At 39.4% G+C, this 13,598-nt stretch carries 15 protein-coding genes and 4 pseudogenes; 5 read left to right on the forward strand and 14 right to left on the reverse strand.

Going from position 1 to position 13,598, the window contains the following annotated elements; genetic code table 11:
• Nucleotides 1-82 precede the first annotated feature (82 nt).
• From D0Z64_RS06045 to pnuC, 10 genes and pseudogenes are all read right to left on the reverse strand, one after another.
• Nucleotides 83-1,510, reverse strand: coding sequence for a C69 family dipeptidase (locus tag D0Z64_RS06045; protein WP_080881704.1), 1,428 nt, complete (start codon nt 1,508-1,510; stop codon nt 83-85).
• A 45-nt stretch (nt 1,511-1,555) separates the two neighbouring features.
• Nucleotides 1,556-2,413, reverse strand: coding sequence for a DNA/RNA non-specific endonuclease (locus D0Z64_RS06050; protein WP_006352038.1), 858 nt, complete (start codon nt 2,411-2,413; stop codon nt 1,556-1,558).
• A gap of 9 nt (nt 2,414-2,422) precedes the next feature.
• The gene (locus tag D0Z64_RS06055) at nt 2,423-3,379 is read right to left on the reverse strand and encodes an exonuclease domain-containing protein (protein ID WP_080881705.1); all 957 of its coding nucleotides are present in this window, start codon (nt 3,377-3,379) and stop codon (nt 2,423-2,425) included.
• Between the two features lie 6 nt (nt 3,380-3,385).
• Complete coding sequence (locus D0Z64_RS06060) at nt 3,386-4,201, reverse strand: SIR2 family NAD-dependent protein deacylase (protein WP_080881706.1); 816 nt, start codon at nt 4,199-4,201, stop codon at nt 3,386-3,388.
• Nucleotides 4,201-4,389: pseudogene (locus D0Z64_RS06065) on the reverse strand (YetF domain-containing protein); the annotation flags it as partial. The gene D0Z64_RS06060 and the pseudogene D0Z64_RS06065, both read right to left, overlap by 1 nt.
• Nucleotides 4,382-4,612 (reverse strand): annotated as a pseudogene (locus D0Z64_RS08555) (DUF3290 family protein); the annotation flags it as partial. The pseudogenes D0Z64_RS06065 and D0Z64_RS08555, both read right to left, overlap by 8 nt.
• Nucleotides 4,613-4,614: 2 nt before the next feature.
• Nucleotides 4,615-5,883, reverse strand: a complete 1,269-nt coding sequence (pepT, locus tag D0Z64_RS06075) for a peptidase T (RefSeq protein WP_080881901.1) — start codon at nt 5,881-5,883, stop codon at nt 4,615-4,617.
• 134 nt (nt 5,884-6,017) lie between these two features.
• Nucleotides 6,018-6,500, reverse strand: a complete 483-nt coding sequence (locus D0Z64_RS06080) for a hypothetical protein (RefSeq protein ID WP_080881709.1) — start codon at nt 6,498-6,500, stop codon at nt 6,018-6,020.
• Between the two features lie 62 nt (nt 6,501-6,562).
• On the reverse strand, nt 6,563-6,712 hold the full coding sequence (locus D0Z64_RS06085) for a YSIRK-type signal peptide-containing protein (RefSeq protein ID WP_080881710.1): 150 nt from the start codon (nt 6,710-6,712) through the stop codon (nt 6,563-6,565).
• A 292-nt stretch (nt 6,713-7,004) separates the two neighbouring features.
• The gene (gene pnuC, locus D0Z64_RS06090; RefSeq protein WP_080881711.1) at nt 7,005-7,748 is read right to left on the reverse strand and encodes a nicotinamide riboside transporter PnuC; all 744 of its coding nucleotides are present in this window, start codon (nt 7,746-7,748) and stop codon (nt 7,005-7,007) included.
• Between the two features lie 250 nt (nt 7,749-7,998).
• Between pnuC and D0Z64_RS06095 the strand changes: the two genes are divergently transcribed.
• Complete coding sequence (locus tag D0Z64_RS06095) at nt 7,999-8,253, forward strand: hypothetical protein (RefSeq protein WP_080881712.1); 255 nt, start codon at nt 7,999-8,001, stop codon at nt 8,251-8,253.
• Nucleotides 8,254-8,287: 34 nt separating this feature from the next.
• Here D0Z64_RS06095 and D0Z64_RS06100 read toward each other — a convergent pair whose 3' ends face one another.
• Nucleotides 8,288-9,025: a PAS domain-containing protein gene (locus tag D0Z64_RS06100; protein ID WP_080881713.1), complete on the reverse strand. Its 738-nt coding sequence runs from the start codon at nt 9,023-9,025 to the stop codon at nt 8,288-8,290.
• A 53-nt stretch (nt 9,026-9,078) separates the two neighbouring features.
• A pseudogene (locus D0Z64_RS06105) lies at nt 9,079-9,620 on the reverse strand (ABC transporter ATP-binding protein); the annotation flags it as partial.
• Between the two features lie 271 nt (nt 9,621-9,891).
• Here D0Z64_RS06105 and D0Z64_RS06110 point away from each other — a divergent pair.
• The 3 genes and pseudogenes from D0Z64_RS06110 to D0Z64_RS06120 all read left to right on the forward strand — a co-directional run.
• Complete coding sequence (locus tag D0Z64_RS06110) at nt 9,892-10,989, forward strand: hypothetical protein (protein WP_080881714.1); 1,098 nt, start codon at nt 9,892-9,894, stop codon at nt 10,987-10,989.
• 43 nt (nt 10,990-11,032) lie between these two features.
• A complete protein-coding gene (locus tag D0Z64_RS06115; protein ID WP_080881715.1) occupies nt 11,033-11,950 on the forward strand; it encodes a prolyl aminopeptidase in 918 nt (305 codons plus the stop codon).
• Nucleotides 11,951-12,033: 83 nt separating this feature from the next.
• Nucleotides 12,034-12,384: pseudogene (locus tag D0Z64_RS06120) on the forward strand (response regulator transcription factor); the annotation flags it as partial.
• 77 nt (nt 12,385-12,461) lie between these two features.
• Here the strand turns inward: D0Z64_RS06120 and D0Z64_RS06125 are convergent.
• On the reverse strand, nt 12,462-12,713 hold the full coding sequence (locus D0Z64_RS06125) for a hypothetical protein (RefSeq protein ID WP_236943509.1): 252 nt from the start codon (nt 12,711-12,713) through the stop codon (nt 12,462-12,464).
• A gap of 18 nt (nt 12,714-12,731) precedes the next feature.
• Here D0Z64_RS06125 and D0Z64_RS06130 point away from each other — a divergent pair, with 18 nt between their 5' ends.
• On the forward strand, nt 12,732-12,923 hold the full coding sequence (locus D0Z64_RS06130; RefSeq protein ID WP_006352020.1) for a hypothetical protein: 192 nt from the start codon (nt 12,732-12,734) through the stop codon (nt 12,921-12,923).
• Nucleotides 12,924-12,972: 49 nt separating this feature from the next.
• On the opposite strand, the gene efp is transcribed toward D0Z64_RS06130, so the two are convergent.
• Entirely contained in the window at nt 12,973-13,551 is a 579-nt protein-coding gene (gene efp / locus D0Z64_RS06135) for an elongation factor P (protein WP_006352019.1), read from the reverse strand.
• Nucleotides 13,552-13,598: the final 47 nt, after the last annotated feature.

Below are 13,598 nucleotides of genomic sequence, written 5' to 3' on the forward strand. Positions count from 1 at the left end.
CAATGGTCTTTTTACTTAATTTCAAAATAAATCAAAATATTTTTTCCGAACGATCAATTTAACAATCTTAAATAAGATTCTTTTATAAATTATCGCCACGTTCAAATTGGTACTTGGAAGAATTCAAAGCCTGACGAACCAAGGCGCTCATTAACTTTTTGGTCTTTTCCGTAATTTCAGCGGCTGTCTTTTCATTGGCGGCAGTTAAAAACTTAGTCAATTCTTCACCCTTGAGTTCTTTAGCCTTAGGGTCAGTCTCATCAATATGAGCTAAAGCACAAGCTTGGCAATCATCACGGTAGGCATTTACTTGATAAATATATTGATGGTAGCGTGGCTCAACTAATACTTGCAAAGTCTTGTACATCCAGTAAGCACTCTTATCAGGATCAACCATATGATCAGCAACCTTGTAATTGGCTGGCGTGTCGTTGATGTTGGCATAGAAAGGTACGTAAGGTGAGTAGCAGTAAAAGCCCATATTTACCCATTGAATGGCAGCCATTTCTTTTGGAACATCATTTCTGATTTGCAAGATGCTGGATTCTTGATTACGGTCCAAGGCAATTGAGCGGAACATCTTTTGCTGCTTTTCATCCCCGGATGAGAAAGTATCCATTGGATCATAAGGGGTACCGTTGTAGTGGCTGGTCAAGAACTTTTGCACGTCTTCTACGCCAATTTTCTTTTCAGGAACGCGAGTAAATGGCATTTCTTGACTGGTTGGATCTTGCTCAATGCTTGGGTTGAACAATTTTTGACCATACCAAGTACGTGGAGTGTTGTAGAAAGCATCAGCTTCGTCTTTTGTGCCAAAAATATCACGGAAGTTAAAGCCGCCATCTTGAGCAGGATTCAAATGATGCTTTTCAACAAAATCACGAATCGTTGAAGCATACATAAAGTTATCTGGATCATCAAAATCAACGTTTTGAATCACCATAATATTAGGACAAATTGCGTATGAATCATCAGGTACGCGAGCAGCCACCCATTGGTGACCTGCAGCTGTTTCAAGGTACCAAACTTCATCATGATCAGAAAAAGCGATGCCGTTGGTTTCACCAGTACCATACTTTTCGATCAATTGACCCAAACGCTTTACCCCTTCACGAGCCGTCTTAACAAATGGCAAAACCAGATAAAGCATTGAATCTTCATCAATCCCGTTTTCAACAAGAGGATCATGGCCAAGGCAGCGAGCATTGGTTGCTTCAGTTTCAGTTGAAGACATAGCAACATTATATTCATTAATGCCTTGTTCATCCCAGCGGCCTTCTGAATCATCGGCAGTTGGCGCTGCAGTATAGCGACAGCCATCGCCAATCAAATGCATCTTAAAGCCATTGTATTTGGAAACATAGTCTTCATCATAATGACGGGCCTTGTTTACAACAAAAAGCTTTTCATTAATGCCACCGTAACCGTCCTCGTCACGAGCAATCATGGTTGACCCATCGATTGAAGCATCCTTACCGACTAACATTGCCGTACAATTATCTTTTTTCATAAAACTTCCTCTTTTTTTATAAATCTTTATGTCTATTTTACTCTACTATTCCTTTACCTGCATCGACCGATCAACTTTGGCACGGCCATTTGCATAATTGAAAACATAATCCGGCTGAACGTTGTACAGATAAACATTAAAATCTAGACTGCCATCTGTTGAAATAGCCTGTAAGTTAATGCCGCGAGCCATTAATTCATTGCCTCTGAAAATTGGCGTTGCTTGATAGATCACCTTTTTGTTTTCACGCAAAGCTTTCCTGACCTTGCTTTCAAAAATTGTCTGAATCTTTTGGTTGGAAAAGGCCGTTTGAGTAAACAAATTCTTTGGATTGTTCTGATCACCGGATTGATTATTTGGATTATAGTTACCGTTTTGATCGATTCCAGCAGAGACAGAATAGGCAATCAGGTGACCTCGATTGTATATTTGTGTGCCATTGCGACTGTTGTAGTGCCAGCCCGTAGGATCAATGTACTGCCGCACGCGCAAAGAATCATTGGCAACGTTTCTTTTTTCCAGAAAACCCGTATTTGAATGCGATGTTCGATTAAGCGAATCCAAATTAGCATAAATAACCCTGTTAACTTTCCAGGCATTTTTAATCAAAGTCGAATGATCATTGTTGACCGTAATATAGGCCTTCGAACCGCTTTTAAAATTCAATTTAGCCAATTTCTGATAATCCGTCTTCGATAAACCGCCATAAGAGGTTTGAGCCTTTTGTGCATTGTTGATTTTATTGCTGGTTTTTGAACTCGTGCTCGAAGTAGTTGAAGTTAAATTAACGCCATTGGGAACACTGCCGCCCTTGGTATAAATGCCCCATATTGCAGCAACAATTACGATCAAAGCAGTGAGCAGCGAACTGTTCTTGCGTCTTCTCTTTCTGCGTCGTGCCATTTTTTGCTCCTAACTTCTTGCCCAATTATCAAGCATATTTAAGAAAAAGCTTTCTGATAAGTGCTTAATATCCGCACCTTCGTGATTCAATTCTTGAGCCTTATTCAAATCATTATTATCACGACTAAAGAAGTCATGATCGCCTAAAATCAGGTAATTGGTTTCCATTGCTAGCCGTCCTTGAGCTTGTCCGCCCAAGTTATCAATCATCTTATTGGCATCTTCCAAATTCATCTTTAAATGATCAGTTAAAACGATCTTTTTGTTATTAACCGGATTGCGAAAACCAATCTGCCACGGAGATAGTTTTTCATCAGTTAAAGAAAAGTTTTTGATTTTCTTTTGTGCCTGTACAAGCAAATTTGGCGTGAAATGAGCGTGAAAATCATCATAGACTTTTTTCGTATCAATTGAATCATCTAATCCACGGTGCTGCTCTACCTGTGCAATTCCGGCCCGCTGCATGCAATCAATCAAGCGATTATGCCGCTCTTTAGGATAATATGCTCGCGCTAAACGCAAGACATCTACATAATTATTATTTAACTCTGGCAAGTGATATTTTTTGGCCAAATCATAAATAAAGTTCAAATCAAAATTTACGTTGTAGCCAATAATGACATCATCGCCAATAAATTGCCGAAAATCATGAATCGCTTCAGCTACTGGAATGCCTTCATTAATGATTTTCTCTTCAGTAATGCCATTTAATTTGGTAATAAATGCTGGTACGCAGTTTGATTTGTCATAAGCAACCAAATGGCTGTATTCATCGACAATTTCACCATTTCTAACTTTGATCGCACCTAATTCAGTAACGCGATCGCGGTATGGACTCAAACCGGTTGTTTCAATATCGAGCAAGGTATAGTCCTGCAAGAAGGCGGGCGTTTCCATCCCCTTTTGGCGGAGTTTATCTTCTGCACCAGGAATATGCAAAACCCCATTTTTTACTTCAATACTCATAAAATCCTACTTTGCTAAATTCATTAATAAATCATGGCTGTTGCTATCAAAGGCAAGACTTCGCTTTTGCAAATCGTCCGGCAAATCATCTTGTCTTAAATCAGCAGCAAGATAATGCCAATCACCGAATTGCTCAACCAATTTGACCATTGGATCCAGCAATTGCGGACTGGTTTCATCTACGCCTAATTCCAAAATTGCGACTTTTTTATCTTCATTGCCAGTTAAGAACCAACGCATACGCGCATTCGCATCAGTATCTGGGTAAAAATGCGCATTTAGTGGCATGTGCAATTCCATCTCGCTGTTGCAGACCTCACATTTTGGTACCAAATCTTCTGTCGCATTTTTTCCGGCAGCGATAAACTGTCTAACTACTTCGCGATCATCCTTCAATCCATGATTAATGCCGCTTGAGCATTGCATTTTTGTCCAATCACCAAAAGCATTGAAGATGCGATTTTCATTAAATCCCGCATTTTCAAAAAAGTGTGCGAAAGTACTGGTGGCAATAAAATATTCCTTACCCTTAAGTAGCTTCTTTAATGCCAGCATGCTTTCACTCGGCTCATAATTCAAAGAGTAATTATTAATCAATTGACTCCAAAAAGTCCATTGCTCTGTCCAAGAAGCAAATTTTTTATCAAGTGCATCCCCAATCGTATGGACATCATACTTTTCAGCAACATCACCGTATAAGTCATCGAAGTTTTCCTCGCTTAAAATATCGAGTCCTTCTTCACGAGCCATGCCATTACCGGCAGTGACAATTACCGCATCGGCATCATTGAGCCACTTTTTTGCTTTAGTAAAATCCGTCATTATTTGCTCCCTTTCTGATGGTTAGAATAGCCAGTCAAACGAAGTTGACCACTAATATACTCGCCTAAAAAGATATCACTCACATTATTATAACCCGCCTGTTTAACTTCTTGCGTTAACCAAGATTCATCTTTATGGATTAGTTCCAAAACATCCTGATTAATCTGCCCATCGCTAATTAAAGGGAATGATCTGCGTCGCTTGCGATTTTTGAGTATTGATTTGAACGTATTTTTCATATTGCGCAGCGGCAAACAAGAGCAAAAAGAGCAAAGCGATAATTCCGAGATCGCGAACATATAAAATAGTAAAAATAATCATTGCTGCGGCCGCAACCAGCATCAAAATATACAAAATAGTTTGATTGTTGTTTTGATTATTTTCAATGTATTTTAAAGTATAAAAAGTCATTTTTACCTCTTAAGTGGCGTTTCATCACGATTGCCGTCCATTTCTAGATGCGTAGTTGCAATCGCTGTTAGCGTTTTTGCCAATAAAAGCATGTTCTCAACCGTGACATATTCATAGCGCCCGTGGAAATTAGCTCCGCCATTAAACAAATTTGGCGTAGGGATGCCTTTTTCACTGATAAAATCGCCATCTGTTCCACCACGGAAAGGAATGTGATGAACAGGCAGCCCCATCTTGGCATAGGCATGATGAACCAAATTGACCACATATGGATTATTTTTAATCAAATCGCCAGGTGAACAATATTGATCATGCATTTCGAGGTTTACACGATTTGCGCCATATTTTTCATTCAATTTCCCTGTTAAATCTTTAACCAACTTTTTCATCTTGAGATAGTGATCCGTATCGAAGTCGCGGATGATTAAATTGATCTCTGCATGATCAACATTGCCATTATTATTTAAGACTAGGATGTAGCCTTGATAGTCCTTGCTTTTTTCTGGGACAAAATCTTGCGGCAAACCATCCATAAATTCATTTGCCATCAAGGCCGCATTAACCATTAAACCGTATGCTTCTCCAGGATGAACAACGGTACCTCTGAAAGTAATTTTGGCAGCGGCTGCGTTAAAAGTTTCATAGGCAATATCGCCAGGATTGCCGTTATCAAGGGTATAAGCAAATTCAACTGGAAAACGACTTACGTCAAAGCGGGCCGCACCCATGCCGATTTCTTCATCAGGACCAAAGGCAAGCCAAATATCGCCATGCTTAACTGCAGGATTTTCATGCAAGTATTTTGCCATGCCAAGAAGGCCAGCGATTCCAGCCTTGTCATCAGCACCCAGAAGGGTATCACCGGAAGCCGTGATCAGAGTTTGCCCGATCACTTTCTTTAATGATGGAAATTCTTTGGCCGACAGAGTTACGACGTGACCCAAATCGATGTCTTTTCCGTCATAGTTTTCATGAATCTGTGGCTGAATATTTTCGGCATTAAAGTCGGCAGTATCTACGTGAGCGACGAAGCCAATTGCGGCAACTTTTTTATCGCTGTTTGCGGGAATTTTGCCGACTACATACGCATCTTTGTCTGAATAAGAAACATCTGTAAGCCCTAATTTTTTAATTTCATTTGCGAGTTCTTTAAGCAAAACCACCTGGCCAGGGGTTGTAGGTACGGCCTTGCTGTTTTCATTTGAGCGCGTGTTCATTTTGGCATATTGAATAAACTTTTCTTCAATATATTTTGCATCGTAATCTGACATTTTGTTGCCACCTTTCATTTTTAATCTTATTTTAACATACAAAAAAGCCACCAGCTTTTGTGCTAGTGACCTTCTTGATTAGATAAATCTAACTTATTTTTTCTTGTGCTTTTGGCGTTACCGTTTCACTATTGTCATTTGAATCTGTTTGTTCTGGCAGAGGCATAGTTGGCACTTTCCCAGTCCCACAATTCATTTTCATAATTATCGCCAATTGCCAAGTGAGTGAGACTTTGCAGTTGATCAGTCAATTCAAAACCATGGTCTGGATTAAAGTCTGTCACGCCATTTTTAGCTTCTTCATGAACGTCGAAGTAGTGAACATGAACGTTGGAATTCTTATTCAATACCAATTCACCTGGCTGCCAAGTAATCGTAATCCCTTCTGGCTTAGTAGTCTCAACCGACTTTTCACCTTCGAAGGTCAACTTAGGAACAGTTGTTGAAAATGTTTCCCAAGCTGAGCCCAATTCATTGCTAAAGCGAATCTTATCGCCCCAAAGGCTGATTACTAATTGTTTTTCAACATCATTTTCAAATTTACCATCATAAAGCAATTCGTTGTCCTTATCGGCATAAAGAATATCACCATTAAAATTGCCATTCTTGTCGTACATCTTTAACTCTTTGATCATCTGAATTATACAGTGCTTTGGCTTTCAACCAAAACAATTTCAGATTAATTCTTTTTTGTTTTTGAAGATTTTACAGGACGACTGTTTGAACCCATAAAAGTCAAACCAATCAAAACGGAGGCCGCACCCATTGCGAATTTGCGAATTGAATGATGTTCATTTTTTTCTTCAATTTTGCGGATTTTTTCTAACAAATTTTTCTTGAAACCATAAAATTATACCTCATTTTCTGTTAAAAACATTTATTAACATGGAGTGTGACATTATGTCACTTATTAGCACTTATAGTATATAATATTCATTTAATATATGTTATCTCTTTGAACCCGCTTTTAAATATTCTTAATATATTATTTTCCATTAATTTATCCATTAATATTTTTACAGCTATCAAAAAAGCAAATGAGAACAAATCCCATTTGCTTCAATGATCGAATAAATATTACTATCGTTAACTATTTATTTAATCCGTTTTTATTTTAAAAATTATTTTTTGATTTCTTTCAATCCTTCACGACGTCGACCCATATTGAACCACGGCGAAACTGTAAAGGCTAAAATATCGTTAATTACATAAATCAATGAGTTAACAGCCATGGCTAAAGTTGAATCGCCTTGAGCAAAGGTTACGCTCCAAAGAATCAATTGGAAAATGCCGCTGGCTGTCCACCAGAAGTATTGGTTGTTATAACGCATAAAGCACATAATGCCAGCAGTAAGAGAAATTGCAAAACTGATTGCATCAATCCAGGGACGAGGATCATTGGTAAATTTGCCAATCAAGAAACCAGAAACCAAGTAAACGGCAAGCGTACCAACGATGGCAATTACCCATTCCTTAGCGCCAAATTTCCGCAAGTGGTTCTTGGTATCATTATTCCAGGACTTAACAGCCAAGATAACTGGCAAGTCCAAGGTAGCAATATAAGCAATTTGCTCAAAAATTGATAAGTAGTTCTTAGCTGACCAACCTGCATAAATAAAGCAGGCAGCTGAGATCAAACCTAACCAGCCGTTAATTGCCTTGGTAGCATTAATTGCCAAAACACAAAGAGTACCTAATAAAGTACCGATAAAAGTAATCACAGTAACACTGGTCATCTTAGTTTGCAATAAAATTGCCAATTGGAAACCAAAAGCAAAGAACCACAAGCAGTAGTTCTGAATTGGCCAACCCTTAAGCTGGTTCCATAGCCAGACAAAATAATTCTCATTCTTATTAGTTTGCATAAAATCTCTCCTCAATACTTTAGGTTCACAAGGTGTGAACTAATATACAACATCTTGTGCCTTTTCCGCTTTTTTCCAGAAAAAGCCTCGACATCTAGTTTAGTATTGTGTGAAATAAAAATAAAGACTTGTATTCTGATGACATTTTTGCTACCCTTGGCAGCAGTTTTATTTTTTGACAGGAGATCCAAATATCATATAATGTTAGTTAAAAGTGACACGATGTCATATTTCACAGAAAGGTTTGCTTATGAAAAAAGAACATCCCCTGCAAATCAACCTTATTTACTATGATCTCTACGGCAATCATGTCGGCAAATATTCAACGAGAATCAAAAACAAATGCAATTTGCCAACTCACCACTTAAAAAGACTGATCCATTATCACATGCCATATGGCTATCAAGCGATCCACAATTCCGTTTATCCCCAACTATCTAATTTTAGAAATGATCAAATGGCTGATCTTTACATTGCAGTGCAAGAGCAGCCAATCTATAACTAAAAAAGGCAGCCTCATAAGAGACTGCCTTTTTCAATTATTCATGTTGGGAAGCTCCAGTTGAAGTATCTGGCTTTTCCTCAGTTTTCTTTTCAGTTTCTTTGCTTGATGCGCCACTGACTGCATCAGTATCTGAATTCCTACGATAAGTTGCACCGGTGGTTGCATCCGGATCGATCACTAATTTTTGACCGGTCGTTTCGCAGAAGTATTTTACTAATGGATAAATATCTTGAACCCATTCATAAGTACCAGCGTAATTGCCTTCGTCATCTTCAACTCGCTTGTAGCGGTGGTAAATCAATTTTTTCAGATTGCCGTTAGGCACTGGCATTTCAACCTCATCGTGACCATCTGGCTGCGTTCTCAAAGCATGCGTAACTTTCTTAGCAGTTGCAGTTGCTTGCTTTGGATGACACTTACCGATTCCGTTGCCGATATCAGATGGCTTTCTGCTTGCCAGCATCTTATAGTTGGGATCAATTGGACGATTGTACCAAAGAAGCTGGTTATTATCGTCAACAAACGTCATTTCACCAATCGTATTTCTAAGCATCCAATTCAATTGGTTAACTGTCATCAGACCAGCATCTAATTTTACATAGTCATTGCCTTCTGCGGCATTAACCTTCTTGGCAGCCTTATCTAACCAATCAGGATCATCTTTATCAATGCCATGAATGGTCGTGCCTGCTTTAGCCTCGCCGTTTGCTTCATAGTCTTCTTTTAAATATTCATCAGGATTCATATCCTTCAACCATTTAGGTTCTGCCATTTTAAATATCTCCCTTAAAAAACTAATCTTTACACCTATAATTTACTACATTTTTATCTTAATGTCTCAATGCTGCGTTTATCTAAATGAACGATTTTATCAAACATCGCTTTTTCTTCTGGAGAAATTTTATGCGCTACTTCAATCACGGCTACTCGCGGATTCTTCAATAAAGTCTTATGAATTGCCAAAGACAAGTTAGGATCAAGCGCACTCGTGGCTTCATCTGCTAATAGAATTGGTCGAGCTGATAAAAGCACACGTGCAATTTCAACTCGCTGAATCTGACCACCAGATAAATTATTGCCGTCTTCACCGACCAAGCCATCTAAGCCGTGTTCTTTAACCAGTTGATCAAGCCCTGCTTCATGAATTTCCAATTGCCGCTAACATTTTTGTGGTTCAAAATGATTTGTCCTTCTTTCGGCTTTTTAAGTCCAAGCATTAGCCGCAACAAAGTAGTTTTGCCTCAACCGCTCGGTGCCATCAGAAAAACCTTTTCACCTGGTTTTACTTCTAAAGACACATCATTAAAAATCTCTTTGTGATCCGAACTAGTCACATAGGCCAGCTGCTTAATCTGCATCCCGTCAAAAGGGCTAAACGAACTAAATGCCAGTAATCATGTGACCCAGAAGAAGCCGCATTCAGCATGATCTGAATCATATAAGCAACGAATACAATATTGCAGGCCTTAATTGCTGCTAAAAGCGTGAAGCAGATAACCTGACTTTTTTGGCATATTTTAAACTCATAGATTCCTCCTTAAGCCGCTGTCTATTGTCATCATTATACACGCAAATAGTGTCTTTTCTCAAACTGTTCCTATATAATAGATACAATTTATAAAATCGTGGGAGGTTAACATGGCACTTAAACTTGTTGAAATATATCAGCACTCTGAAGACGAAAATTCATTTTTATTGGGCTATATCTTAAACAAAACCGAAAACTGGCTGACCTTCCTTGCACTTGATCCAGCCGGCAATCAGGACGGTGTGCGTTTCTTAAAAATCGACGATATCGCTGAAATAAATGAAGACAGCGACTACTTGCGCCTCTTCTCCTTTTTGCTGGCAAACGGTGAAATCAATGATCCCTACCAGTTAACCCAAGCCAACCATGACCTGCTGGCTCAACATTTTAAGAATCTGGATAAAATTTTGGATTTTGCTTGCAGCAAGCAGATCTTAATCAAACTTGGGCTTAAAAATGGCGGTAGCATTGGTGGCTTCATCGTTGGACTAGACAAGGAAGAAGTACAGCTGACTACTTATGAGGAAAAAAGCAAAACTTTTGATGATGTAATTCGCAGCGCAGTCGATATTGATGATATCGTTGAAGTCGTCATCAATGACGTGGGGCTTAAGCTGCTGGAAAAATACATCAACTTTTTAAACGATGGCGGCGATGTCAATAATGACCTTGATCTGGCTCAAATCTATTTCAGCTATGATAGTCCCATCCGTTTTCAACATGACTTCGTTCGCGGCTGGCTTGTCAATGAAAGCCCGCACTATTTTTTGATCGATCGACTGGACAATGCCGGTCAAGTTGCAGCCGTATCCCTGCTTAATAAAGACCTGATTGCCAACATTACAACTCAATCCAGCTATTTGAATTATCTAAATTACGCGGCAATGTATAATCAGCAGCATAATATTTTTGACAGCTATCATCTCAGCGATTTCGCCAGCAAATTTGACCAGCTGCCTACTTTTGCGCAAATTGCCCAGACTGCCAAAAGCGATCACTTATTGACAGTTGACAGCTTTGAATACGATGGCATCAATATCGGCAAGGTCGCTAACGCCAGCCAGGAAGAAATGACCTTGCAGCTGCTGGACGGAACGCATTTTTCCGGCACCGAAACCTTCGGATATGAAAATCTATGCATGATCGATTTGATCAGCTACGACAGCATTCATTTGCAACACTATCTGCAAACAATTAATCAGCGATAACGTGGTAAAATTGATTTAACACTATTTAACAAAGGAGAATTCTATGAAAACTGGTACTAAAATCATCACTTTAGACAACGGCTATCACCTTTGGACCAACACTCAAGGTCACGGCGATATCCACTTGTTGGCACTTCACGGCGGCCCTGGCGGCAACCACGAATATTGGGAAGACACTGCTGAGCAATTGAAAAAGCAAGGCTTGGACGTTCAAGTTACAATGTACGATCAATTGGGTTCCCTTTACTCAGATCAACCTGATTACTCTGATCCTGAAATTGCTAAAAAATATTTGACTTACGAATACTTCTTGGATGAAGTTGATGAAGTTCGTGAAAAATTGGGCTTGGACAACTTCTATCTTATTGGTCAAAGCTGGGGCGGTCTTTTAGTCCAAGAATACGCCGTTAAATATGGTCAACACTTAAAGGGCGCCATTATTTCTTCAATGGTTGATGAAATTGACGAATACGTTGCTTCAGTTAACCGTCGCCGGCAAGAAGTTCTTCCACAAACCGAAATCGACTTCATGCACGAATGCGAAAAGAATAATGACTACGACAACCAACGCTACCAAGACGACGTTCAAATTTTGAACATCAACTTCGTTGACCGCAAGCAGCCTTCTAAGCTTTACCACTTGAAGGATATCGGTGGCACCGCTGTTTACAACGCCTTCCAGGGCGACAATGAATTCGTCATCACTGGTAAATTGAAGGATTGGCACTTCCGTGATCAACTTCATAAGATCAAGGTACCTACTTTGCTTACTTTTGGTGAAATTGAAACAATGCCAATTGCTACTGCTAAAATTATGCAAAAGAAGATTCCTAATTCACGTTTGGTAACTACCCCTAACGGTGGTCACCACCACATGGTCGATAATCCAGACGTTTACTACAAGCATTTGGCTGACTTCATTCGTGACGTTGAAAACGGCACTTTTAAGAATCAAGAATAATTAAAACAATTGAAGTGGCTGGAAACTTTTTCCAACCACTTTTTTATGGAATAAAAAGAGACTGAAAATAAGGAAAAATCTGTATGGCTGATGAAAAAGTAAAAATTCTCCTAGTTGAAGATGAGGAAAGTGTTGCTAGTTTTGTCAAAACCGAATTGGAATTTGAAGGCTATTAAGTTGTCTGGGCTCAAGATGGCAAAGAAGCACTCGAGCAATTTGAACAAGAAAAGCCAACTCTGATTCTGCTTGACTGGATGCTGCCGATTTATGATGGGATCACGGTTTTAAGAAGAATTCGCAAACAAAGCGATGTGCCAATCATTATGCTAACGGCAAAGAATTCTACATCCGATATCAGTTCGGCACTTGATCAAGGTCTTGACGACTACATTACCAAGCCTTTTGACATCGAAGTTTTATTTGCTAGAATCCGCTAAACTCTATCTAATTTTAGTTTTTAAATAGCATTTTCTCGATAAAATTATGTTCGTAGACGCCCAGCCACATATAATCATAGTTCCACTTCAAAAGCATTGGGTTTGACCTGTTCTGTTTGCGCATCCCCTACATTTACTTTTAAGTAGCCCGCCGCTTCGCCAGCCACCATTAAGAAAAAGAAGTGACTGTTCGGATTGTTGATCTCCGCCAGTAATTTATCGGTTTCGTAATTTTCTTGCAAAAACTTAGCCATGTCATCAGTCGCAGTGTACTCATCAAAAGTAGTTTTAAAGGTCTCACGCGACGGCATGAATATATCGGCCAAGAAATCGATGCTCTTAATTTGAAAAAAACTATTTCACGTTCTGCTGCCAGTCAAACCGCAGTTAAGCACATTGGAACGGGAAAAGCCATCAGCTGGTCTATCGCCCAAACTTCCAAATACGATTTTCCTGTCTGGACCGTGATGGTTTCGACAGGGACAGAAATTCACGAAGTAAAAGTTGATGCCGAAAAGAACGAAGTTATTGACTAAAAAAGCGCTACTCGATTGAGTAACGTTTTTTCTTTTAAAATTAAATCAATTAGTTAAACTTGGCGTTGTTATCGGCACGGCCCTTGTAATCCCCTTCTTCGGTTCCGATGACCAATTTTTCACCTTCATTGATGAAGTCAGGAACAGTAACGACCAAGCCGGTTTCCATTGTTGCTGGCTTGCCACCGCCGGCAACAGTTGCGCCCTTGATGCCTGGTTGCGTTTCTTTGACAGTTAAAACAACCGTTGATGGCAATTCGATCCCGATTAATTTGCCTTCATCAGTGAATTCCAAAGAAACTTCGATGTTAGGAATCAAATATTGCACGTCATCACCCAATTGATCCTTGGAAATTTCGTATTGATCATAGGTTTCGGTGTCCATAAAAGTGTAGACGCCATCTTCGCCGTACAAATATTGTGCGTTTTTCTTGGTTAATTCAACCAAATCGATCTTTTCAGTAGGACGCATTGTCTTGTGGACAACTGCACCACTCTTTACATCGCGCAAATCCATTTGCATAACGGTGTTGCCCTTGCCCGGCTTGTGGTGGTTTGCCTTCAAAACTCTAATCAACTTGCCTTCTTGCTTGAAGACCATACCCTTTTTTAAACTAATTGCTTGCATCTCTTATTTCCTCCTGTGTAAAACTTTCTTCTATTGCTTACTCAACT

It is taken from the genome of Lactobacillus amylolyticus, assembly GCF_003999355.1.
GTDB classification, from domain to species: domain Bacteria; phylum Bacillota; class Bacilli; order Lactobacillales; family Lactobacillaceae; genus Lactobacillus; species Lactobacillus amylolyticus.